General features: G+C 63.7%; 20 protein-coding genes. 8 read left to right on the forward strand and 12 right to left on the reverse strand.

What is annotated here, in order from left to right; genetic code table 11:
• Positions 1–36 precede the first annotated feature (36 nt).
• The 8 genes from ABID26_RS08305 to ABID26_RS08340 all read right to left on the reverse strand — a co-directional run bounded on the left by ABID26_RS08305 (position 37) and on the right by ABID26_RS08340 (position 10,804).
• Positions 37–3,744: an autotransporter outer membrane beta-barrel domain-containing protein gene (locus ABID26_RS08305; protein ID WP_354414875.1), complete on the reverse strand. Its 3,708-nt coding sequence runs from the start codon at positions 3,742–3,744 to the stop codon at positions 37–39.
• Positions 3,745–4,031: 287 nt separating this feature from the next.
• Positions 4,032–5,333, reverse strand: a complete 1,302-nt coding sequence (locus tag ABID26_RS08310) for a glucoamylase family protein (RefSeq protein ID WP_292301358.1) — start codon at positions 5,331–5,333, stop codon at positions 4,032–4,034.
• Positions 5,334–5,454: 121 nt separating this feature from the next.
• On the reverse strand, positions 5,455–6,768 hold the full coding sequence (locus tag ABID26_RS08315) for a hemolysin family protein (protein ID WP_292340207.1): 1,314 nt from the start codon (positions 6,766–6,768) through the stop codon (positions 5,455–5,457).
• Positions 6,769–7,045: 277 nt separating this feature from the next.
• Positions 7,046–7,753, reverse strand: coding sequence for an LssY C-terminal domain-containing protein (locus ABID26_RS08320; RefSeq protein WP_354414879.1), 708 nt, complete (start codon positions 7,751–7,753; stop codon positions 7,046–7,048).
• Positions 7,754–7,825: 72 nt separating this feature from the next.
• Positions 7,826–8,641 carry an extensin-like domain-containing protein gene (locus ABID26_RS08325; protein WP_354414881.1) on the reverse strand — a complete coding sequence of 272 codons (816 nt, stop codon included), beginning with the start codon at positions 8,639–8,641 and terminating at the stop codon, positions 7,826–7,828.
• 151 nt (positions 8,642–8,792) lie between these two features.
• Positions 8,793–9,023 carry a hypothetical protein gene (locus ABID26_RS08330; protein ID WP_354414883.1) on the reverse strand — a complete coding sequence of 77 codons (231 nt, stop codon included), beginning with the start codon at positions 9,021–9,023 and terminating at the stop codon, positions 8,793–8,795.
• A 139-nt stretch (positions 9,024–9,162) separates the two neighbouring features.
• The gene (locus ABID26_RS08335) at positions 9,163–10,185 is read right to left on the reverse strand and encodes an extensin family protein (protein ID WP_354415047.1); all 1,023 of its coding nucleotides are present in this window, start codon (positions 10,183–10,185) and stop codon (positions 9,163–9,165) included.
• A 193-nt stretch (positions 10,186–10,378) separates the two neighbouring features.
• Complete coding sequence (locus ABID26_RS08340) at positions 10,379–10,804, reverse strand: DUF3775 domain-containing protein (protein WP_126098820.1); 426 nt, start codon at positions 10,802–10,804, stop codon at positions 10,379–10,381.
• Positions 10,805–10,985: 181 nt separating this feature from the next.
• Between ABID26_RS08340 and ABID26_RS08345 the strand changes: the two genes are divergently transcribed.
• The gene (locus tag ABID26_RS08345; RefSeq protein WP_292301348.1) at positions 10,986–11,522 is read left to right on the forward strand and encodes a tetratricopeptide repeat protein; all 537 of its coding nucleotides are present in this window, start codon (positions 10,986–10,988) and stop codon (positions 11,520–11,522) included.
• A gap of 271 nt (positions 11,523–11,793) precedes the next feature.
• Positions 11,794–12,267, forward strand: coding sequence for a transcription elongation factor GreA (greA, locus tag ABID26_RS08350; RefSeq protein WP_126098822.1), 474 nt, complete (start codon positions 11,794–11,796; stop codon positions 12,265–12,267).
• Positions 12,268–12,270: 3 nt separating this feature from the next.
• Here the strand turns inward: greA and waaC are convergent, their stop codons facing one another.
• The 3 genes from waaC to rfaD are packed head-to-tail and all read right to left on the reverse strand — an operon-like array spanning position 12,271 to position 15,172.
• On the reverse strand, positions 12,271–13,245 hold the full coding sequence (gene waaC, locus ABID26_RS08355) for a lipopolysaccharide heptosyltransferase I (RefSeq protein ID WP_292343650.1): 975 nt from the start codon (positions 13,243–13,245) through the stop codon (positions 12,271–12,273).
• Positions 13,242–14,249: a lipopolysaccharide heptosyltransferase II gene (waaF, locus tag ABID26_RS08360; protein WP_292343652.1), complete on the reverse strand. Its 1,008-nt coding sequence runs from the start codon at positions 14,247–14,249 to the stop codon at positions 13,242–13,244. The genes waaC and waaF overlap by 4 nt, the downstream gene beginning before the upstream one ends.
• Positions 14,222–15,172, reverse strand: coding sequence for an ADP-glyceromanno-heptose 6-epimerase (gene rfaD / locus ABID26_RS08365; protein ID WP_354414887.1), 951 nt, complete (start codon positions 15,170–15,172; stop codon positions 14,222–14,224). Before rfaD ends, waaF begins: the two co-directional genes overlap by 28 nt.
• A 316-nt stretch (positions 15,173–15,488) precedes the next feature.
• On the opposite strand from rfaD, the gene ABID26_RS08370 reads away from it, so the two are divergent.
• The 5 genes from ABID26_RS08370 (at position 15,489) to ABID26_RS08390 (ending at position 19,384) form a co-directional block, all read left to right on the forward strand.
• The gene (locus tag ABID26_RS08370) at positions 15,489–15,848 is read left to right on the forward strand and encodes a thioesterase family protein (RefSeq protein WP_354414889.1); all 360 of its coding nucleotides are present in this window, start codon (positions 15,489–15,491) and stop codon (positions 15,846–15,848) included.
• A gap of 58 nt (positions 15,849–15,906) precedes the next feature.
• Positions 15,907–16,539, forward strand: coding sequence for a LysE family translocator (locus ABID26_RS08375; protein WP_126098827.1), 633 nt, complete (start codon positions 15,907–15,909; stop codon positions 16,537–16,539).
• A 149-nt stretch (positions 16,540–16,688) separates the two neighbouring features.
• Positions 16,689–18,179, forward strand: a complete 1,491-nt coding sequence (gene rfaE1, locus ABID26_RS08380) for a D-glycero-beta-D-manno-heptose-7-phosphate kinase (protein ID WP_354414891.1) — start codon at positions 16,689–16,691, stop codon at positions 18,177–18,179.
• Positions 18,180–18,186: 7 nt separating this feature from the next.
• Positions 18,187–18,759, forward strand: a complete 573-nt coding sequence (locus tag ABID26_RS08385) for a D-sedoheptulose-7-phosphate isomerase (RefSeq protein ID WP_354414892.1) — start codon at positions 18,187–18,189, stop codon at positions 18,757–18,759.
• The gene (locus ABID26_RS08390) at positions 18,752–19,384 is read left to right on the forward strand and encodes a D-glycero-alpha-D-manno-heptose-1,7-bisphosphate 7-phosphatase (RefSeq protein WP_354414895.1); all 633 of its coding nucleotides are present in this window, start codon (positions 18,752–18,754) and stop codon (positions 19,382–19,384) included. Before ABID26_RS08385 ends, ABID26_RS08390 begins: the two co-directional genes overlap by 8 nt.
• Before the next feature lie 72 nt (positions 19,385–19,456).
• Here the strand turns inward: ABID26_RS08390 and ABID26_RS08395 are convergent, their stop codons facing one another.
• Positions 19,457–19,933, reverse strand: a complete 477-nt coding sequence (locus ABID26_RS08395; protein ID WP_126098831.1) for an Lrp/AsnC family transcriptional regulator — start codon at positions 19,931–19,933, stop codon at positions 19,457–19,459.
• A gap of 221 nt (positions 19,934–20,154) precedes the next feature.
• On the opposite strand from ABID26_RS08395, the gene trxB reads away from it, so the two are divergent.
• Positions 20,155–21,129 (forward strand): thioredoxin-disulfide reductase, encoded by a 975-nt coding sequence (trxB, locus tag ABID26_RS08400; RefSeq protein WP_354414898.1) that lies wholly within the window; start codon positions 20,155–20,157, stop codon positions 21,127–21,129.
• The last annotated feature ends 68 nt before the right edge of the window (positions 21,130–21,197 follow it).

The following is a 21,197-nucleotide window of genomic DNA, read 5'->3' on the forward strand; positions in this document are numbered from 1 at the left end:
GGAACGAACGCCTTCTCAGGTAGCGGTCGTTCCTGCTTACCACTTTACCTTGAAGCCGACCGTGCCGCCAAAAGCGTGGCTTTCGCCGAAATCCTCCAGGCTGGTGCGCGCGAGCAGCTCGCCGTGGACGGAGTAGCGGTCGTCGGCCCAGCTCAGCGAGCCGCCGACGCCAAGCCCGCCCCAGAGCGGCTGCGCCTTGCTGACAAGCTTGGCGCCTGAGACGTCGACATCGTAGCCATCGAGGACGTCGTAGTAGAGGTTGGCGACGCCGTAGACATGCGAGCGGCTCGACCGATCCGCCTTGCCCTTCCATTCGCTCTCATAGTCGGCAGACAGTCCAAGGCGGCCGATCAGGCTGTCGCTGCTGACGTTGGAGACCAGCGCCCCATAGGGATCGGTGAAGCTGTCGAAATCGACCGAGGAATAGCTGAGCTGCGCCTGCGGCGTCAGCGACCAGTTGCCCTGCAGCGCGATCTTCTGTCCGGCCTCGATGCCGAGGCCATAGCCGAAGCCGTTATTGCCGTCGGCGAGTTTCTTGCCGAGCGTCGCGGAGGAAAGATCGCTGTCGAACCAGGTCAGCTCAGCCTGCGTGTCGACGTAAAAACCGTTCTTGCCATACCAGGTCAGCGTGCCGCCCAGGCCGTAGCCGGTCGTATCGATCGAGCCGGTACCGAAGAACGAGGAGATGTCCGACTTCACCGTGCCGTAGTGGACGGTGACGCCGCCGATCAGGACGCCGGCTTCGGTCTCGGACAGCAGGGTGTCGAGACCCGCCTGCAACTTCCAGAGGTCGGCGTCATAGTCGGTTCCGGTCGTGGTCGTACCCGGATCGAACTCGCTGTGCGACGCCTCGATGCGCCCCCAGATCGGGCTGCCTTGTTCGACGCCGTCGCCCGCACCCGATTGCGTTCCGCCCCAAGAGCGGTTGCCGACGCGCTGCTGCAGCGTGCCGAGCTGGGTGAAGCTCTGCAGCACACCGGCATAGGCCTCGTAGATCGGCGCGGCAGGCGAATAGAGCGGCGTCGGATCGACCGGCGGTGTCGGGTCGTCGGGGCTGATCAGGGACGAGCGCAGATACCAGTCGCCGTCGGAAGGCGTGCTGATGCCGTTCTTGTAGAGCCGGTAGGCATAGGCTCCGGCGACCACGGCCTGATCGCCCTCGAAGACGTAGTTGCCGAGCAGGCTGAACGTACCGGCCGAGATGCCGCCGACATCGACGATCTTGATGCCTTCGCTGGTTTGCGCGCCCGAGCCGCCGACACCGATAACCTTGACATAGGTTGCCCCGGAAGTGTCGCCGGTGATGACGAGTCGGTCGGCGGAAGAGGCATCGCCGTCGAGCATCGCCTCGATCTCCAGCGTGCCGCCTGCCCCGGCGTAGTTGCCATCGATGGTCAGCGTGCCGATCGAGTTGCCCGGCGCGATCACGCCGCCGGCCTGCAGCGTCGTGGCGCCGACCGTGCCGTTGCCGCCAAGCGCGCCGCCGTTGAGAATGGTGACGGCGGAATTGGCAATCGAGCCCTTGACCGAAAGCTTGCCGGCCTCGATCGTGGTCGCGCCGGTATAGGTGCTAGTGCCCGAGAGCGTAAGTGTGCCGTTGCCGAGCTTGGCAAGAGAGCCGCCGGCGCCTGAGATCACACCGGAGAAAATGGTGCTGGCGTCGCCGCCGATCGTCAGTTTCCTGTCGCCGAGATTCACATTGCCGGCACCCGACAACGAGCCGATCGTCTCGTCGTCGCTGTCTATGCCCGTGAAGATAGGGGAGAGAGGGGGCCGCACAAGCGACAGTGTAGCGCCGGCCGCCACCGTCACGGCCGAGGAGTCGGGAATGGAGTCGATGCCCGTACCGAGCGCAAAGAGCGTGCCGGCCAGGATTTGTGTCGCGCCCTGATAGCTGCTGTTGCCGGCCAGCACCTGGCGGTAGGCGCCGTTCTTGACGAAGTCGCCGGTTCCGGTGATGCCGCCGTAGAACAACGCAGTCGTGTTGGCGAAATTCGTGCTGGTCGTGAGGTTGCCGACGAGCTCCACCGTGCCGGCATCTCCCGAGAGCATGCCGATGGTCTCGTTGTCGAGGACGCGGAACACACCGGCCTGGGCGACCACGGCAGACTGGTCGCCGATCGCGTTGCCGCCCTCGGCCTCGAGGGTCCCACCCAGAATTCGCGTGCCGCCGGTATAGCTGTTGTTGCCCGACAAAGTCAGCGTACCGGCGCCGGTCTTGGTGAAAAGGCCGCTGCCGCTGATGGCGCCTGTCAGGCCAAGGTCGGCATCGGTCTGGAACGTGCCATTGCCGGTCAGGGTGACATTGCGGCCGCTGGTGAACGCGGACGTCGTCTGCAGCGTGCCGCCGTTGAAGGCCAGTCCGCCAGAGGCATCGCCGAGATTGTTATCGGCGGAGACCGACAGCACGCCATTGGAGATCGTGGTTCCGCCGCTATAGGTATTGGCTCCGGTGAGCACCGTGGTGCCGGAGCCGAGCTGGCGCACCGCGCCCGTGCCGGAGATGATGCCGGAATATGCAAGTGTGTCGCTGCGTTTGAAAGCCAGCGTGCCGTTGTTGACGACATTGCCGACGATGCTGCCGGTCGCGCCGCCATTGCCGAGCTGCAGAGTGCCGGCCGAGATCGTCGTGCCCCCGCTGTAGCTGTTGTCGCCGGCAAGTACGGTCGTGCCGGTTCCGATCTGAGTCACCGCGCCGCTGCCCGAGATGACGCCGGCATAGCTGTAGGTGTTGGAGCGGTCGAAGGCTAAAGTGCCGCTATTGGTTACATCGCCGATGATGCTGCCGGTAGTGCCGCCATTGCCGAGCTGCAGCGTGCCCTGTTGGATATCCCAATTGGTCGTAGCCGTGTTGTTCGCCGTCAGCGTCCAGGTGCCGCTGCCGGTCTTCTCAAAGATGTCGAAGTTCTGGTATTGCCCGGCGGTACCGATCGAACCATCCAGGATCGAGAAGCCCGTCCCGCTGAGACGAAGGCGATCCGTAGTCGCCGCCGCGTTCGCCACCACGTTGCCGAATATCTGCGAGCCATCCTGCAGCTCCAGTTGGATGACGCCCGTCGTCGGCGTGATGCCCGAACTCCACCCAATCGCGTTGGCCCCGGCGCCGGCGCGGATCGTGCCGCTGTTGACGACATCGATCGAGACGGTGGCGCCGTTGGCCACGATCGCGCCTCCACCGGCGCCACCCCCTTCGATCGTGCCGGTGTTGACGATCTGACCGGCACCGCTTCGCACCAAGACGCCGATGCCTCCAGTGCCGCTTGCACTTGGCCCACCGCGGACGGTTCCGTGATTGACTAAGGCGGTGGCAGCGCCGCCAAAATCGACGCCGGCACCGCCATTTCCTATAGAGTTTGTTCCGCCCTCGACGAGGCCCATATTCGTAACCGACGCCCCGTTTCGGATTTGCAGCCCCGCCCCTGAACTCCCGCCGTCGGTGCCCATGAACGTGCCCACCAGTGTCCTGACGGCGCCGGTGCCTGTGATTACGATGCCGCTGTTTGCCGGGCCCGAAAGCGTGAAACCTTGCGTGTCGATCGTGATGGACTTGGTCGGCACCGGAAGTGAAGTGCTCGCCGTGGCAAAGCTGGCGGTCATCACGATCGTCGAGTTGGAATCGCCGTCTCCATTCGCCGCAGTAATGGCAGCGCGCAACTCGCTGTCAGTGCTGACGAAATAGGTCGCGGCCGAGGCGGCGCCCGGAAGGCAGGCGATCGCCGCGCCGCTCACGCCGGCAAGGAGCATCCCATTCCGAATGCGCCGAAGCGCTCCGCCGCTCGTCTTCATTGGTCTGCCCGCCCAGAAATCTGCCGCGATGGCCCGCACGGCGTGCCGACCAAATCGACAAGAGGTTAACTTGGCGTTTGATTCCCGTCGCGAAGTTGAATCGTCGATTACTGATTTATTTGTGCACCGTTACTTAAAAGCAACATTAGCTACTCGTAATATAATAAGTATAAATATGAGCTTTGACTTGAATACGGCAACCGCGCCAACGCCGGATATGCGCAGCAGCGCGCGACGACTCGCTCTTACAGCCAGCCGCCCGAAAATCCGGCTCGTTGCAGTCCGGCGGTGATGGCCGGCACGCGGCGCATCAGTCGCCACAGGAAATCCGACCGGTAATTCTCGATCATCAGGGCGATCGGCCCCTGGTTGATGCCGACATGGTCCGGCGACACCCAGCCGCAGGCCCGGCCGTCGGCGACGGCGATGGTCGGATTGAAGCTGGCGGTGAAGCCGTAGGGATTGCCTTCGTGCAGGTCGATCTCGTGAAAGTAACGAAGCGCCGGCAACACGATTTCCGGCGCGAAGGGCAGCGAGGTGATCGCCGCCCATGGCGACAGCGTGCCGTCGTCGGGACCGAAGGGCACGCCGCGCGCCAGATAGCCGAAGAAACGGCGCCCACCGATCGTCAGCTGAAGTTTTTTCAGGCCCGGGCCGTCGCTGGCGGTGATGCCCCAGCAATTCTCATCATAGCCGACGAAGCCCTTCGGATTGCGAATGGCGTAGTCGCGCTGGAGGTAGGTCGCCTGGCGGCTGTTCTCGAAATAGTCGCTGCCGTGCTTGCGCATGAAAGCGTCGCGGATGCCGCGAAAATCGATCCAGATATGCGAGAACTGGTGGATGAAGAGCGGGCCAGCATAGACCAGCTCGCGACCATAGATCTTCTTCCACTTGTAAGTGGACAGCCAGGCCGCATAGCTCTCGGGCGGCAGCGGGAAAGTCGGCGAGCCGAGGCCCAGCATGTAGAGGATCAGCGCCTCGTCGTAACCCTCCCAGCGGTAGCGCAGAAACCCTTTCCCGGACCGCCAGCCATGGGTGACGGTGGCGCCGCCATTCTGCGCCCAGCGCCAGTCGGCGCGGCGGTAGAGCACGTCGGCAAGTCGACGGATTTCCAGTTCGGATTCGTCGTCGGCGTCAAAATAGGCGCCGGCGGCCAGGACACCCGCCAGCAGAAACGCGGTGTCGACCGTGGACAGCTCGCAGTTCCAGACGCGGCGTCCGGTCTTCATGTCGAGGAAATGATAGTAGAAGCCCTTGTAGCCGGCGGCGTCGGGCTCCAGTCCCTGCGGCGCGTCGCGGAAGAAGCGAAGCGTGGCGAGCGTCCGCTCGACCGCGGCGGCGCGGGTCATGAAACCACGCGCCACTCCGACAGGATAGGACGACAAAGCGAGGCCGACGGCGGCGATGCTGGCTGGCGATCCGGCGGTGTTGCGGTCGGCGATCAGGCCGTTGGCCGGGTTGGCCTCTTTGAGGAAATAGTCGAAAGACAGACGCTGGATGTCCGAGAGAAGCTCGTCGTTCAGCGGGTGGTCGCTCGATGCATCCATGGCTGCCGATATAGACGCTTTCGCCGTGTTTCCCAGCTTTTGGCCGGTCAATCATAGGTGAGGAAAGCGAAGCCATAGCGCGTCAACCGACACGCTCCCTCCAATCGGCGAATGTTGCCGGCTACCGCCGCGCGATCGGGCGGTGTCCGTCGGGCAGGCGGGTGGCGATCAGCTTGTCGATGCGGCGGCCGTCGAGGTCGACCACTTCGAAGCGCCAGCCTTGCGCGTCGACGCATTCGCCGGTGTTGGGGAGGTGGTGCAGATGCGACAGCACATAGCCGGCCACGGTCTCATAGTCGCGGTTCTCCGGCAGGTCGATGCCCAGCACTTCGGCCATCTCGTCGGCCTGCATGTAGCCTGCGAGCAGCCATGAGCCGTCCTCGCGCTTGACGGCGTTTTCTTCCTCGCCAGCCTCGAGGTCCGAGCGGAACACGCCGGTGATCGCTTCCAGGATGTCGGCCGGCGTGACGATGCCTTCGAAATGGCCGTATTCGTCATGGACGAGCGCCATGGGCACGTCCGATTCCCTGAGCTTCTGCAGCACGTCGAGCGCGTCGGCCTGGTCGTGCACGATGGGGGCGGCGCGCACATGCTGGCGCGGATCCAGCACCCTGCCGGCAAGAAGGGCGGCCAGCACATCGCGTGTCTGTATGACGCCGACCATGGCGTCGACATTGCCGTCGCCGACAGGCAGTCGCGAGTGCTGGGTATCCATCAAAAGTTTTCGAACCGTGGCTTCGTCGGATTGCAGGTTCAGCCAGTCGACCTCGGTGCGCGGCGTCATCACGGCGCGCACGGCGCGGTCGCCGAGGCGCATGACGCCGGCGATCATGCGCCGCTCGTCGGATTCGATGGTGCCGTGATGCTCGGCCTCGGCGACCAGCATCTTGATCTCCTCGTCGGTCACCTTTTCTTCCGCCTCGCCGTGTTGGCCGAGCAGCCACAGAATCGCGCGGCCGGAAATATCGAGCAGGAAGACGAGCGGCGCCGAGACGGTTGCGAGGATGGTCATTGCGGGCGCCGCCCTTACGGCGACGCGCTCTGGATCCCTCAGCGCGATCTGCTTCGGCACGAGCTCGCCGACGATCAGCGAGGCATAGGTGATGACCGCGACGACGATGCCGACGCCGACGGGGTCGGCAATGGTCTCGCGGACGCCGGTCGAGGCCAAATATTGCGCCAACCGCTCGCCGAGGGTGGCGCCGGAAAAGGCGCCGGACAGCACGCCGACCAGGGTGATGCCGATCTGCACCGACGACAGGAACTTGCCGGGGTTGGAGCCCAGCGCCAGCGCGCGGCCGGCACCCCTGACATTGCGGTCGATCATCGCCTTGAGGCGGGCAGGCCGCGACGAGACGATGGCGAGCTCCGACATGGCCAGAAGGCCGTTCACCAGGATGAGGACGGCCACGACGGCGATTTCAACATAAAGCATGGGCGGTCAATAGCATTGCCGCAGTGCATTCGAAAATAGTCCGCCATTATTTTTGAAGCATGACAATTTCGGACCATGACAGGCGGGTTGTTCAGGCGGCATCCCAGGGTGGTGCCGAAAAAGGCCGACGAGTGCAGTCGAAGCGCTCGGCATCAAGCCGGTCATCGACAAGGTCTATGGCTTCAACGACGTGCCGCAGGCGTTCGGGCATTTGGAGAAGGGGCCGTTCGGCAAGATCGTCATCACCGCGACCTGATCCGCACCGGCGCCACCCTCCTCACGGCAGCATCTTCAATAGGCCGATCGTCGCCATGCCGTCGGTGAAATAAGGATCGCCGCCGCCATTCCTGCCGTTCTTCGTGGCGCCGATCCCCGGAATCTCGCTGGTAGCGGTCAACAGGCCGGCCGCGCTGAGGTCGCCGATCAGGAAGTTGCGCTCGGCGTCGATGTCGGGGCCGATATGGTGAGTGATGGCGCCAGTGTCGTGGCTGAGGCCGACGCCGCGGTCGAAGCTCGCGGCGCCCAGCCAGAGCGGGCGGCCGTCGTCGCCGACCGTGTTTGTCTGCCAGAAGCGGACATGATGGCGCCGGTCGGCGCTGTCGCCGACCGGCTTTTCGAAGGCAAGGTCCTGGGCGCGGCCTTCGAACAGCAAGCGGCTCATCGGCGCATCGGGATAGGGACGGGAAAACAAGACACTTTCGCCGATATCGATCGCGGTCCTCAGCGTGACGGCGTCGGCCGTGTCCCAGCCGGCGACGGCAAAGGCACGGACGACCTCCTTTTCGGTGCCGACAAGGCCGACATTGATCGGGTCGCCCGGGATGCCCTGCGACGTGTGCGTCACCATCTCGAAGCGCTGCGTGCGGAAACCGCGCTCCCGCCAGGTCCAGAATTCCGGTGCGGCGAGATAGGCGAATGCCAGATAGAAGGCGCAGAAAGCCGCCAGCCAGATCGCCGCGCGCCGCCTAACGCTTCGCTCACCCAAGAGAAACCACTCCGGAACGCATTCGCGGCCACTCTATGCGGTGTCGCGTGGATTGGGCAGTAGGCTGCCGCCTCAGCGGCAGGCGCGATATCCGCTCCTGCGGTTCTTGACGTCGAAGTGGAAGTGGTTGCGGTGGTCGTAATTGTAGCCCGGGCCGAGCACCGTGTTGAAATACTGGCAGCCGTCGGCGCGCACATTGTTCAAGAAGCCGCGGGTGCGGAAAGCGAACAGGCCGGGCTTGCGGACATCGATGTCGTCGCCGTTGTTGAGCTCGATGCTCATGACGTCGAGCGCGTTGCCCTTGCCGTGTTCCGACAGGACGCCTTCGCCGGCGATATTGCGGCAGGAATAGCTCGAGCCTTGATGGATGGTCTTGACGCCGGAGAAATAGCGCCAGCGGGCGGCCGGCACCAGCTCGTTCCTGGTCCAGGCGGCGAAGGTCGCTGCCATGTTGCAGGTGAGCGTCGCTGCCGGCTTCATCTCGACGCTGCCAATGGCCGAAACCTTCACCGGAAAATCGATGCCGCACTGGCCTTCATGGATCGGCTGGATGTCCGTGTAGACGACACCCATGCGTTTCAGCTCATTGCGGCAGTCGATCTCGCTCGCCGGCATCTGCTCGACCGGCGACATCGGCTCATCCATGCGCGGATAAGCGACCGAGGTCATATAGGGATTGGACGGGACGAGCCGCTGCATGCCGGAATATTGCGGCGCCTCCGGCACAGAGGCGGTCTGGCCGCCGACATCGACGGCAGGCTGCAGCGAGAAGACATCGCCGGTGTTGCAGGCCGATACGGCGGCCAGCGCTAGGCCAGCAGCCGCCATCGCTGCGCGTTTCGACTGGCACGCGGTGACGGAAAACACGGCACGAAATTTGCCGGCCATTGACGGAATCCCGTTGACGGATATCCGGCATTTTAACGATTAAGGGTAAAGGAAAACTCAGTGCCGGCGTTCACGCCTGCGGCGAAAATGCGACCAGCCTTATGCAACACAGCTACCAACCCAAGCGCCGAGTTACTGCTGTTTGAGTCAGTTATCCGACGCAGATGTTTATTAGGTTGCCGTTGTACATACGCCAGCACAAAGACTTGCCTTTGTAGTGGCGATGCTGGATCTGCTGGTACAGAGGCATAGGTTTTGCAGGTTTTACAGATTTCTCATGCTTGTGGTTGCCTACGTGCTTCTTGGTGTGCGCCGAGGCAGCATCGATGCCTGGTGCGAGTAGCACAGCCAGAGACAGGAAAATAAATGCCGCATGTTTCATTTGATTTTCCTTGAGGACTGCTGGAATGGAGACGGCCAACCTAGTTAAGTCAATTCCAGCTCTTGAGCAAGCACGGCCGATGGTTTCGATAGTTCAGGCGCCCGAACTGAACCCACATTGCTCGGCGCGACGGTCGACTTTATTGGCAGAAAGTTCCGCCATTTCGTCGCGGTTCGAGATCGAGATGGAAATGCATCGCATGGTCGGGGTCGCTGCCGGGGCCTAGCACGGTCTTGAACGGCCCACAGGCGGCTTTGCGCACCGCATTCAGGAACTTTCCGTCCTTTTCGGGCGGCGCGGGGCCGATGCCGATCGTCCTGCCGTCCGAAAGGGTGAAGGAAGCGATGTCCAACGCGTTGCCGAAGGCGTGTTCCGACAGCTTGCCGCCGCCGTGGCGCGGGCGGCAGACATAGGCAGATGCCTGGTTGATCACCTTGAGATCGGCGCCGAATTCGGCCTTCACGGCCGGCCGGACGACATCCGCGGCAAAGCGCGCTGCAGCCTCGGCCATCCGGCAGTTGAGCTCGGTGCCGGAACCGATGCTGATCGATTTTCCAAGCGTTTTCAGGATGATGGGGTAGGGGATCGAGCAGCCGATCTCAGCATCGTGCTCAGCCTTGTGTTCCTCGAATTCGACGCCGAGTGCCTTCAGCCGTTCGCGACAGGCAACTTCCTCTTCCGGCATCTTGTCGGCGGGCAGTTCAGCGGAACGCGGATCGGGCATCATCTTGTTGTCGTCGATATCAACCGGTTTTTCCGGTGGCTTCGGTGCGACAGCGGGCGGTTCAACCTCCGGTTCTGCGGTGTCGGGTCTTTGTGTCGGAATCGGCACCGCGGCCGGTGGCTCAGGTTCGTTTTCCATTTCGGTTGACGGCCCGGGGGCTGAAGGCTCGGGACGAGACTTTTCTTGATTGAGCCGGTTGGATGCGTCAGCGGGCTTTGGACCTGTAGCCTTCTGCTCTTTCATCGTTGTTGCGTCGGCCTTCGGCGCTTCCGTCGGACGTGGCTCTGGCACCGGAACATCGGCGGGTGAGGTCGGCTGGTCCTGCGTTTGCTGTTGCGTCTGCTTTGGCACGATATGTCGTTTGCCCCGTGGCCTCACGCGGTGCTTACTCTTCGGCCTCAGGGGCTGATCGGCCCGCTGCGTCAATGGCTGCTCCACACGCGGTGTCAGCGGCTGCCTATGACGATGCTTGGCATCGGCCGGCGTGATCAGCAAGGCCGCCGCCGCCAAGGGCAGCGCCAGTCTGCAAAATCCGGAAAAGCTCAGCGTTGCCATCGGCCGGAAACGGCGCCGACAAGGCAAGGTTGCCTCGGAGGTGGTAGCGTTGCGATCAAAAACGATTACCGGCCCGTTACGCGCCGATCGCCTCGAGACCGTCCTCCAGCCAGTCGGCGAGTTGCGGCAGGCCGAGCAGGTATTTGGCAGTGCGCTTGTTGGCGCGCTCGCGCGCCGCGGCCACCGCGTCGATCCATTCGGAAGCGTCGTAGTCGCCACGACCGATCCAGGCCAGCGCGACCAGCTCGGCCGCTTCATCGACATTGAGATCGTTGATCAGCTCGCGGAACTCCTCCTCGGTGAGATCTTCCGAGGCCTCTTCGACAAGGCCGTCATGATGATGGCTGTCGTGCCTGTCGCCGTCGAACTCGACCTCGTGCTCGGCACCGTCGTCATAATCCTCGTTGACGGCGGCGCTCAGCGCCTTGGCCTTGAGGATAAACAGGCGCACCGTGTCCGGGTCGATGGAAAGCTCCCATTCCTGTTCGAGGCGCTGCTGCACTGGCCTTTCTCCTCGTCGTGCGCTCGACTGATGATAGCGGATTTGCGGCCCGCGTCACGTCCGTTCGCAAGGAGCGGAAATGCGCCCGGACGTCCAAATAGTTCGGCTGCCGGCGGCTTTTCGGGATGAAACGGCGCAGAGGCGGCGTTAATCTGCCATTGTCACGCTCACGGAGGTTTCGATGCGCAGACGTTTGCTAATCCAGGTCATAGCTATTGCTGCACTGCCGCTGTTCGCGGCGCCGGCATTCACCGCCGGTGAAGGCGGTAGTAGCGGCGGCCAGACAACCAGCCAATGCAAGACGGGCCAGGTCTGGGACAAGAAGAAGAAGAAATGCGTAACGCCGCAATATGGCATGCTGGATGACGACAGCATCTACGAAGCTGGCCACGATCTGGCGATGGCCGGGCGCTATGACGAGGCGATCTCGGTGCTGACGCTCGCCGCCAACAAGCAGGATCCGCGCATCCTCAACTATCTCGGCTATTCACATCGCCATTCCGGCCGCGTCACGGTCGGCCTCGGCTATTACGAGGAAGCGCTGCGCATCGACCCGAACTACACGCTGGTGCGCGAGTATCTCGGCGAGGCGCATCTGCAGATCGGCGATCTTGCCGGCGCGCAACAGCAGTTGATGGAGATCGAGAAGCGGACCGGCAAGGGCTCGCGCGAATACGGCATGCTGTCGGAGCAGATCGATCATTTCCTGAGGAGCTGATTTCGACCACCCGGCTTCTCAAACCGGCTGCGAGCATTCGCAGCCGGCTTCTCGCTGCTGCCGCATTCACCGCCAGGCGATCAAGCGAAAGCAGTGATCATTTTGCCGAACTTCATTTTTGGGCGTGAAAATCGCGGGAAGATCGCTATATTCGGGGAAATTGTGGTGAGACGGTTCCGTTAGCCCGAGGCTGCCGGACCGTTTTCTTTTTGTACCCGTTGACAAGGCTGCTCCCGAAAAGCGGGGGTGGCGGCAGGAAAGGTCAGGCATCATGATCAAGGTTCCGATGACAGGCGAGGGGTTCGCGTCATTGAAGGAAGAGCTGCGCTGGCGCCAGCAGGAAGAGCGTCCACGCATCATCGAGGCGATCTCCGAAGCCCGCTCGCATGGCGACCTGTCTGAAAATGCCGAATACCACGCCGCCAAAGAGTCGCAGAGCCACAATGAGGGCCGCGTCAACGAGCTCGAGGACCTGATCGCGCGCGCCGAGGTGATCGACGTCACGAAGCTGAGCGGCGACAAGGTGAAGTTCGGCGCGACCGTCGTTTTGGTCGACGAGGACACCGAAGAAAAGAAGACCTATCAGATCGTCGGCGACCAGGAGGCGGACGTGAAGTCCGGCCGTATCTCGATCTCCTCGCCGATCGCGCGCGCGCTGATCGGCAAGGAGGTCGGCGACGCCATCGAGGTCAACGCCCCCGGCGGCGCTCGCGGCTACGAGATCGTCCAGGTCCAGTTCATTTAAGGCCTAGGCCGGCGCTTCCGATCTCAGCGCCAGAAGCCGTTCAGCCTCCTCCATCACCTCGGCCGGCGTGACCTTACCGCCGACAGGCGCCAATAAGGTCGACGAGAACGGTCCGCGCGGGCCGGTCAGACCCGGCTCCGTTGCCAGGAAGATGGCGACGGTCGGCAGGCCGAAGGCGCTGGCGAGGTGTGTGAGGCCGGTGTCGGCGCCGATGACGAGCGTCGAGCGACCGAGAATTGCGGCAATCTCGCCCAGCGGCGATTTCGGAACCAGCACAGTCTTTGGCACGGCCGCGGCAATGGCTTCCGCCACAGCCCTTTCCGCTCCATTCGACCAGGTGACCACGGGCGTGAATTGCCTGGACACCAATTGGCGCGCGGTCTCGATCCAGTCATCTGCCGGCCATTTCTTGTCCTCGCGACTGGTGCCATGCAGCAGGAAGGCAAGCTTGCCTTCAGGAACGGAAAGGTTGCCTGCCGGCGCGACAATCCCGGAACCAATGCGCGAAAGATCGGGCTCGTAGCCGAGCGCCTGTCCGAACAGCCGCCGTGTGCGTTCAATGGCGTGTAGATCGCGGGATACGGCATATTTGCGGTCGTAAAACAGCGTCGCTGAGGGCTCGCGGGCGCTCGAACGGTCAAAGCCGGCGATCGGTGCGCCAGCCTGTTTGGCGATCACGGCCGACTTCAGCAGGCCTTGGGCATCGATGACCAGGTCATAACGGGCGCCGCGCAGCGCGTGGCGGAGGCCAGTCATTTCGCGCCATGTGTCGCCGTCGAAAGGTTTCTTGCGCCAGCGCCGGATCGCCACCTTCTGGATGGACTTTATCGCCGGATGCAAGGCGACGATGCCGGCGAAGGCCTCTTCCACACACCAGTCGAAGCTCATGTCCGGGCGATTGCGCAGCGCATCCTCGACAGCCGGGAACGTATGGATGACATCACCCATCGACGATGTCTTGACGATCAGCACCTTCATGCGGCCGCGGGAACCTTAAGCAACCGGTCGGCCGCTGCAGCCACCCTCGCGACGTCGAGCGTTTTCAGGCAGTTGAGATGGCCGAGCGGGCAGACCTTGCTGTGGCAGGGCGAGCAGGAAAGATGCAGCCAGATCAACTCGGAGCGATCGGTCAGCGGCGGCGTGTTCTCGGGCGAGGTCGAGCCGTAGACGGCGACGATCGGCGTGCCGACGGCGGCCGCGACATGCATCAGCCCGCTGTCGTTCGACACTGCAAGCTTCGACGCGGCGATCAGGTCGATGGCGTCCTCCAGCTTCGTCCTGCCGGCAAGATCGATGGCGCCTGGTGCCAGCCTTGCGATCTCGCCGGTGACTTCGGCGTCGTTCTTCGAGCCGAGCAGGGCGACACTCAGGCCCTTTGCCATCAATCCACGGGCAAGCTCGGCATAGTGTTCGCTCGGCCAGCGTTTTGCCGGGCCGAATTCGGCGCCCGGCATCAAGGCGACGAACTGCTTCGCGTCGAGCCCGAACCGAGCCAGCAGATCCGCCTGGTTGGCCGCATCGACGGTAAGTTTCGGCGGGCGAAACGTGCCGCCGCGCGCCAGGCCGAAATAGGCCCGCGCGGTGCGCCGCTTGAGAGCGTCGGACAAAGGAACGATGTCGGTCAAAAGGCCGTAGCGCATTTCGCGCAAATTGCCGACGCGGCGCGGAATGCGGGCAAAGAACGGGATCAGCGCCGATTTCCAACTTCCCGGCAGCACATAGGCCATGTCGTAGCGGCCGCGCAGCAGGCGGCCGAAGCGCCTACGGCTGCGGAATTCAAGCGCGCCGGGCATCAGCGGAAAATCGATCTGACAGCGTATTTCGGGCATGCGCTTGACGAGCGGCGCTGCCCAGGCAGGCGCCAACACGTCGATCGCGGCATTCGGATGCTTTTCCTTCAGCGCCGCGAACAGGCACTGGGCCATCACCATGTCGCCCACCCAGCGTGGGCCGATCACGAGGATCGTTGGGCTTTCAGCCATTGGACATAGTCTCTGACGCCGGTTTCCACGGTCCGGAATTGGCCATTGTAGCCGGCCGCGCGCAAGCGGGACATATCAGCCTGCGTAAAACTCTGGTAGCTGCCCTTGAGATGGTCGGGGAAGGGGATGAACTCGATCTCACCCTTGCCAAGCGTGTCGATCACCGTTTCGGCAATGGCGCGGAACGGCTGCGCGCGGCCGGTGCCGCAGTTGAATATGCCGCTCGAGCCGCGCTTCCACAGCCACAGATTGACCTCGGCGACATCGCCGACATGGATGAAGTCGCGGCTTTGCTCGCCCGGGCCGAAGTCGCCGTAAGCACCGAACAGCTTCGGATTTTCGCCTCGCTCCACCTGGTTGAACAGATGGAAAGCGACCGAGGCCATGGCGCCCTTATGCGACTCGCGCGGCCCGTAAACATTGAAATAGCGCAGGCCGGCAACCTGCGAGTGATCGGTATCGAAGACGTTGCGGCGGACGTAGTCGTCGAACAGCTTCTTCGAATAAGCATAGACGTTGAGCGGCCGCTCGAATTCCGGCTCCTCGCGGAACTCGCTGCCACCGCCATAGACCGAGGCCGAGGAGGCATAGAGGAAGGGCACGCGCAGTCCGAGGCAGGCATGCAAAAGCCGCTTCGAATAGGCGTAGTTCACCTCCATCATGAACTTGCCATCCCATTCGGTGGTGGTCGAGCAGGCGCCCTGGTGGAAGACGGCCTCGATGCGACCGAGCCCGCCATCCTCGAGGCGGGCCAGAAATTCGTCCTTGTCGAGATAGTCGGCGATGTGGAGGTCGGCCAGGTTGGCGATCTTGTGGCCGTCGGTGAGATCGTCGACGACGACGATGTCGTCATGCCCCTCTACATTGAGCGCGGCGACGATGTTGGAGCCGATCATGCCGGCGCCGCCCGTGACGATGATCATGAAGGCCTCTGGTTTCGCTTATCGATTCCGGCCCTTATAGGGGAGGCTGGCAGGAGTGTCGATAAAGCTCGCCGTCACGGACCCTTCGGCTAAGACGAATGTAGGGATGGATCGGCAGAACGGCTCGCGAGATAAGCTCTGCTGCACGCCGAACGGTACTTCCTTCAGTTGAAGCGAGCTATGGTGCCTTCGAGCGCCGCGGCAAGAGCCGTCGGTGTGCGTTCCCTGCCTTGGTGCAACCATGACATCCGATTTAAAGCCAGGTCTTCGCCTTCTTCAAACACCGCAGGTCGACGACTCCCTGACGGTTCCGGCCATGACGCCGGCCTTTGCGAGCTTCGGCGACATGCCACCAGTTTTCGCCACCGCCTTCATGGTCGGCTTCATCGAATGGGCATGCGTCGAGGCATTGCGTCCGTTCCTGCGCAGCCACGAGAGAACCGTCGGCACCCATATCGACATCAGCCATGTCGCCGCCACGCCCGTCGGCATGACGGTCACCGCCGATGTCGAGCTTGTCGCAGTGGAGGGGCGAAAGCTGCGTTTCAAAGTGTCGTGCAGCGATGAGAACGGACTGACCGGGGAAGGTTTCCACGAGCGCGCGGTCATCGATCATGACAAGTTCATGGCGCGCGTTCTGGCCAAATCAGGGCAGACCGGTTCCTCGCCACAGTGAGGCCGCAAAGCTCCCGCTTCAGTCGGCTCCGCCACGCGGCGTATCGTGAGGGATCAAGATGCCGTCGACCGAACTGCTTATCGCCTTCTTCGCCACCACGGCGATCTTTGCCTACATTCCCGGTCCGGCCATGCTCTATGCGGCAGCGCAGACCATGGCGCGCGGGCGCTGGTCGGGGCTCACCGCTGCTCTCGGCATCCACCTCGGCGGCTATGTGCATGTTCTTGCCGCCGCGACCGGCCTGTCCGTGCTGTTCCACGCCGTGCCGCCGCTTTACCTGGCCGTCAAACTCGTCGGCGCGCTCTACCTGATCTGGCTCGGCGTCTCGCTGTTCCGCGCCAAGACGCAAGGAGACGGAACGCTCCCGGTCATCGAGCGAAAATCGGCCCGTCGCGCCTTTTTCGAGAGCATCACGGTCGAGGTGCTCAATCCCAAGACCGCCATCTTCTTCATGGCGTTCCTGCCGCAGTTCATCGATGCCTCGGCGACCTTTCCGGTTTGGCTGCAGTTCGTGGTGCTGGGAACCATCGTCAACCTGATGTTTTCGTCGGCCGACATCGTTTGCGTCTTCCTGGCCGGCGCGATGATTGCGCGGCTGCGGCGCTCGGGCCGCGCGCAGCGCCTGATGCAGCGCGCGGGTGGCGCCGTGCTTGTCGGTCTCGGCGTCCATGTCGCCCTGCAAAAGAGCTGATCCGTCCGCCGGCCTTGGCCGTGCGCGTCCCGGCCTGCCGTTGCGCTGGCCAGAATTGCGGTATATCGGCATCGCGAAGAATGACGGGCGCCGGAATTCCGGTGCTGCAACCCTGATCAAGAACCGCCCTTCAGGCGCGTGCCAGTGAGATGATCGAGCACCATCTGCCTTCCCCGGAACCCCTGCATCGCGCCATCGCCCGCTTCGGCGACGTCACCGTGCTGGTGGTCGGCGACTTCATTCTCGACCGCTTCGTCAGCGGCGTCATCGAGCGGATCTCGCCGGAGGCGCCGATCCCGGTGCTGCACGGAAGGGGCGAGATGCTGGCCATGGGCGGAGCCGGCAATGTCGTCTCCAACATCGTCTCGCTGGGCGGCGCCGCGATCCCGGTGTCTGTGATCGGGGCAGACCAGGCCGGCGACAACCTCATGCGCATGCTCGGCGATCTCGGCGCCGATACCGACGGCCTCTTGCAGCAGAACGGCCGCATGACCTCGTCGAAGAGCCGCTTCAGCGCGCTCAACCAGCAGGTGCTGCGTTTCGACGAGGAAGAGATCAAGCCGCTCACCGCCGTAGAGCGGGCGAAGCTCATCGACCATTTCCAGGCAGCACTCGCGCGGGCCGACATCGTCATCCTGTCCGACTACGGCAAGGGCATCCTGCTCGACGGCGTCGCCGGTGAGCTCATCGCGATCTGCCGCGATGCCGGAAAGCCGGTGTTGGTCGACCCGAAGGGTCGGGACTATGCGCGCTATGCCGGGGCGACGGCGGTCACGCCCAATCGCAAGGAGCTTGGCGAAGCGGTTGGACGCGCGGTGTTTGGCGACGAGGAGATCGTCGCTGCGGCGCGCGACCTGATCGCCGCGCATGACTTCGAGTTCATCGTCGCCACACGCAGTGAAAAGGGCATGAGCGTCGTCACCGCCGAGGATGCCCGCCACATCTCGACGCAAGCGCGCGAAGTGTTCGATGTGTCCGGCGCAGGCGACACGGTCATCGCGACCTTCGCGCTGTCACTGGCCGCCGGCGCCGATCGCGTGCAAGCCGCTACAATCGCCAATGCCGCCGGCGGCGTCGTGGTCGGCAAGCGCGGCACGGCGCGGCTGACCGTCGAGGAGCTCTCCGGCGCGCTGTTCCGCTCGCATGGGCCTGTCGTCCACCAGGACGCCATTCTGGACGCCAATGCGGCGGCCAGGATGGTGGCGGCGTGGAAGGAGGAAGGGCTGTCGGTCGGCTTCACCAATGGCTGCTTCGATATCCTGCATGCCGGCCATGTCAGCCTGCTGCACGCCGCGCGCAGCCAGTGCGACCGGCTGGTGCTCGGCTTGAACAGCGATGCCTCGGTCCGCCGGCTCAAAGGTCCCGGACGCCCGGTCAACGACCAGCATGACCGCGCCTGCGTGCTCGCGGCGCTTGCCTCGGTCGATGCCGTCGTCGTCTTCGAGGAGGACACGCCGCTCAAGCTGATCGAGGCGCTCAAGCCCGATATCCTGGTCAAGGGCGCGGACTACACGATCGAGACCGTGGTCGGCGCCGACGTGGTGCAGAAGGCGGGCGGACGCGTGGTGCTGGTCGATCTCGTCGCCGGCAAGAGCACGACCAACACCATCGGCAAGTTGCGCGCCGGCGGCACGAATTGAGGGTTTCATGTCCGAGCTGAACGACTATCTGGTCCGCTCCGCGGCGGCGATCACGGCGATGGTCGAGCGCGACCTCACCGGCCAGATGGAACGCGCGGTGAGCACGGTCGTGACGGCGCTGTCGCAGGGCAAGGCGCTGCTGATCTGCGGCAATGGCGGCTCGGCGAGCGATGCCATCCACATCGCCGGCGAGCTGGTCGGCCGCTTCCTCAAGGAACGCAAGGCCTACAATGTCATCGCGCTGCCGGCCAACGCGGCGGTGCTGACCGCCTGGGGCAACGACTACGGCTTCGACACCGTATTCTCGCGCCAGGTCGAGGCGCATGGGTCTGAGGGCGCGGTGTTGCTCGCCATCTCGACCAGCGGCAATTCGCCGAGCATCCTTGCCGCCGCCGAGCAGGCGCGGGCCATGGGCATGACGGTGATCAGCCTCACCGGCGACAGCGGCGGCAAGCTCAAGCCGCTGACAGACATCCTGCTCAACGTGCCGTCGACCTCGACGCCGATCATCCAGCAGGGGCATCTGTGCCTTTACCACCATCTTTGCGAGGCGGTGGAAGCGCGTCTCAGCAATGGCTGACGGCAGCGCTGCCTTTCCGCTGGTCGATCCCGGCCTGTGGGTCGAGCGGATCGGGTCAAGATCCTTCACAGCCGGCCTGCCGGCGCTGTTCCTCGACCGGGACGGCACCATCAATGTCGATACCGGGTATCCGAGCAAGCCTACAGACATCGTGCTGCGGCCGGAGATGCTGCCGGTCATCGAGACAGCTAACCGGGTCGGCATTCCCGTCGTCATCATCACCAACCAGTCCGGCATTGCGCGCGGCTATTTCGGCTGGGAGGCGTTCTCGGCCGTCAATCAGAGGGTGCTCGACCTGCTTGCGGAGAGGAATGCCGTCGTCGATATGGTGCTTGCCTGCGGCTATCACGAGAAAGGCTCGGGTCCGCTGGCGGTCGCCGACCATCCGATGCGCAAGCCCAATCCAGGCATGCTGATGGAGGCGGCGCGTCGCCTCGGTGTCGACCTGAAACGCTCGCTGATCGTCGGCGACAAGTCCGCCGATATGGAAGCGGGCGAGCGCGCCGGCCTCGAGCGTGGCTGGCTTGTCGATGGCGAGGCCTCGACGATGGACGGGCTCGTGGTTGTGCCGTTGCGCGACGCGCGCGATCTCGACGGCCTGCTGGCCGCGATACGGTCGCTCTGATCGCATCCTGATTCAACGTCGAGTGCCAGGTTGCTGGTTTTCCAGCGCTTTTATGGGAAGCCGGCGTGGTGATCAGCTCGGAAAAGCCACCAGCCCTTCGTCCTTGACGCGGCGGATGGTTAGCGCCGTCCTCACGGTGTCGACATTCGGCGCCGAAGCGAGCTCCTCGATGACGAAGGTCTGGAAGGTGCCGAGGTCGCTCGCCACGCAGTGCAGCAGGAAATCGGACTCGCCCGACACCATCCAGGCGTCGCGGACGATCGGCCAGCCCCGCGTGCGCTCGGCGAAAGTCTTCAGCTCGGCATCGGCCTGATGGTGCAGGCCGATCAGGCAGAAGGCGACGACGTCCATGCCGAGCGCCGGCGCATTGAGGAGGGCGCGGTAGCCGCGGATGATGCCGGCCTCTTCCAGCCGCCTGACGCGGCGCAGGCAGGGCGGCGCCGAGATGCCGACCCGGTTGGACAGCTCGACATTGGTCATGCGGCCGTCGCTCTGCAGCTCGCGCAGGATCTTCCAGTCGATGGCGTCGAGATCGGCTTTGAGCGGCATGATCGGCTTTCGCGCAAGAATCTTTCGCGATTTTGTAATTAGGTTTCGCGCGGGAGGCCATCCCTTTGCAATGATTTTTCTGCTTCGGCGTCGCGATATGGCCCCATATGCATGTGACGCAGCTTTCCGGGGACGAAGGCCAAGCTGCCTTGCTGGCTTGGCGGGCAACACTTACATTACCGGCAACTAGCCACGGCTTCGCGCCGCAGGGGACTTTTTTCATGAACACCAAACATGCGCCCGTTCTCATCATCGGCTCAGGCCCGGCCGGCTACACGGCGGCGATCTATGCCGCCCGCGCCATGCTGAAGCCGATGCTCGTCGCTGGTCTGCAGCAGGGCGGCCAGCTGATGATCACCACCGATGTCGAAAACTATCCGGGCTTTGCCGATCCGATCCAGGGTCCCTGGCTGATGGAGCAAATGGCGAAGCAGGCCGAGCATGTCGGCACGGACATCGTCAACGACATCATCACCGAGGTCGACCTCAATGTGCGGCCGTTCCGCGCTACCGGCGATTCCGGCACCGTCTACACCGCGGATGCCTTGATCATCGCCACCGGCGCGCAGGCCAAGTGGCTGGGCATCCCATCGGAGCAGACCTTCATGGGCTTCGGCGTATCGGCCTGCGCCACTTGTGACGGCTTCTTCTATCGCGGCAAGGATGTCGCGGTGGTCGGCGGCGGCAATTCGGCGGTCGAGGAGGCGCTCTATCTCGCCAACCTCGCCAAGAGCGTCACCGTCATCCACCGGCGCGGCGATTTCCGCGCCGAGCGCATCCTGCGCGAGCGGCTGTTCAAGAAGGACAATGTCCGCGTCATCTGGGATACCGTCGTCGACGAGATCACCGGGCAGCCGGGCAAGGCGCCGCTGCCGCCTTCGGTCGAGGGTTTGAAGCTGCGCAACGTGGCGACCGGAGAAGTGTCGCGGCTGAAAGTCGATGGCGTCTTCGTCGCGATCGGCCACGCGCCGGCGGTCGAGCTCTTCGCCGGCAAGCTCAAGCAGAAGCCGAACGGCTATCTGTGGACAGCGCCGGATTCGACCCGCACCGACGTGCCCGGCGTATTTGCCGCCGGCGATGTCACCGACGATGTCTACCGGCAGGCGGTGACGGCGGCGGGGCTCGGTTGCATGGCTGCGCTCGAGGCGGAGAAATATCTGGCGGGGATCGAAGTCCACCGCGAAGCGGCGGAATAATCGATCGGCTGAAGAACGCCGTTTAAAAGCCTGATTTTTCATTCAGACGCCAAAGGCAACACGAGGGG

The organism is Mesorhizobium shonense (genome assembly GCF_040545255.1).
GTDB classification, from domain to species: domain Bacteria; phylum Pseudomonadota; class Alphaproteobacteria; order Rhizobiales; family Rhizobiaceae; genus Mesorhizobium; species Mesorhizobium shonense.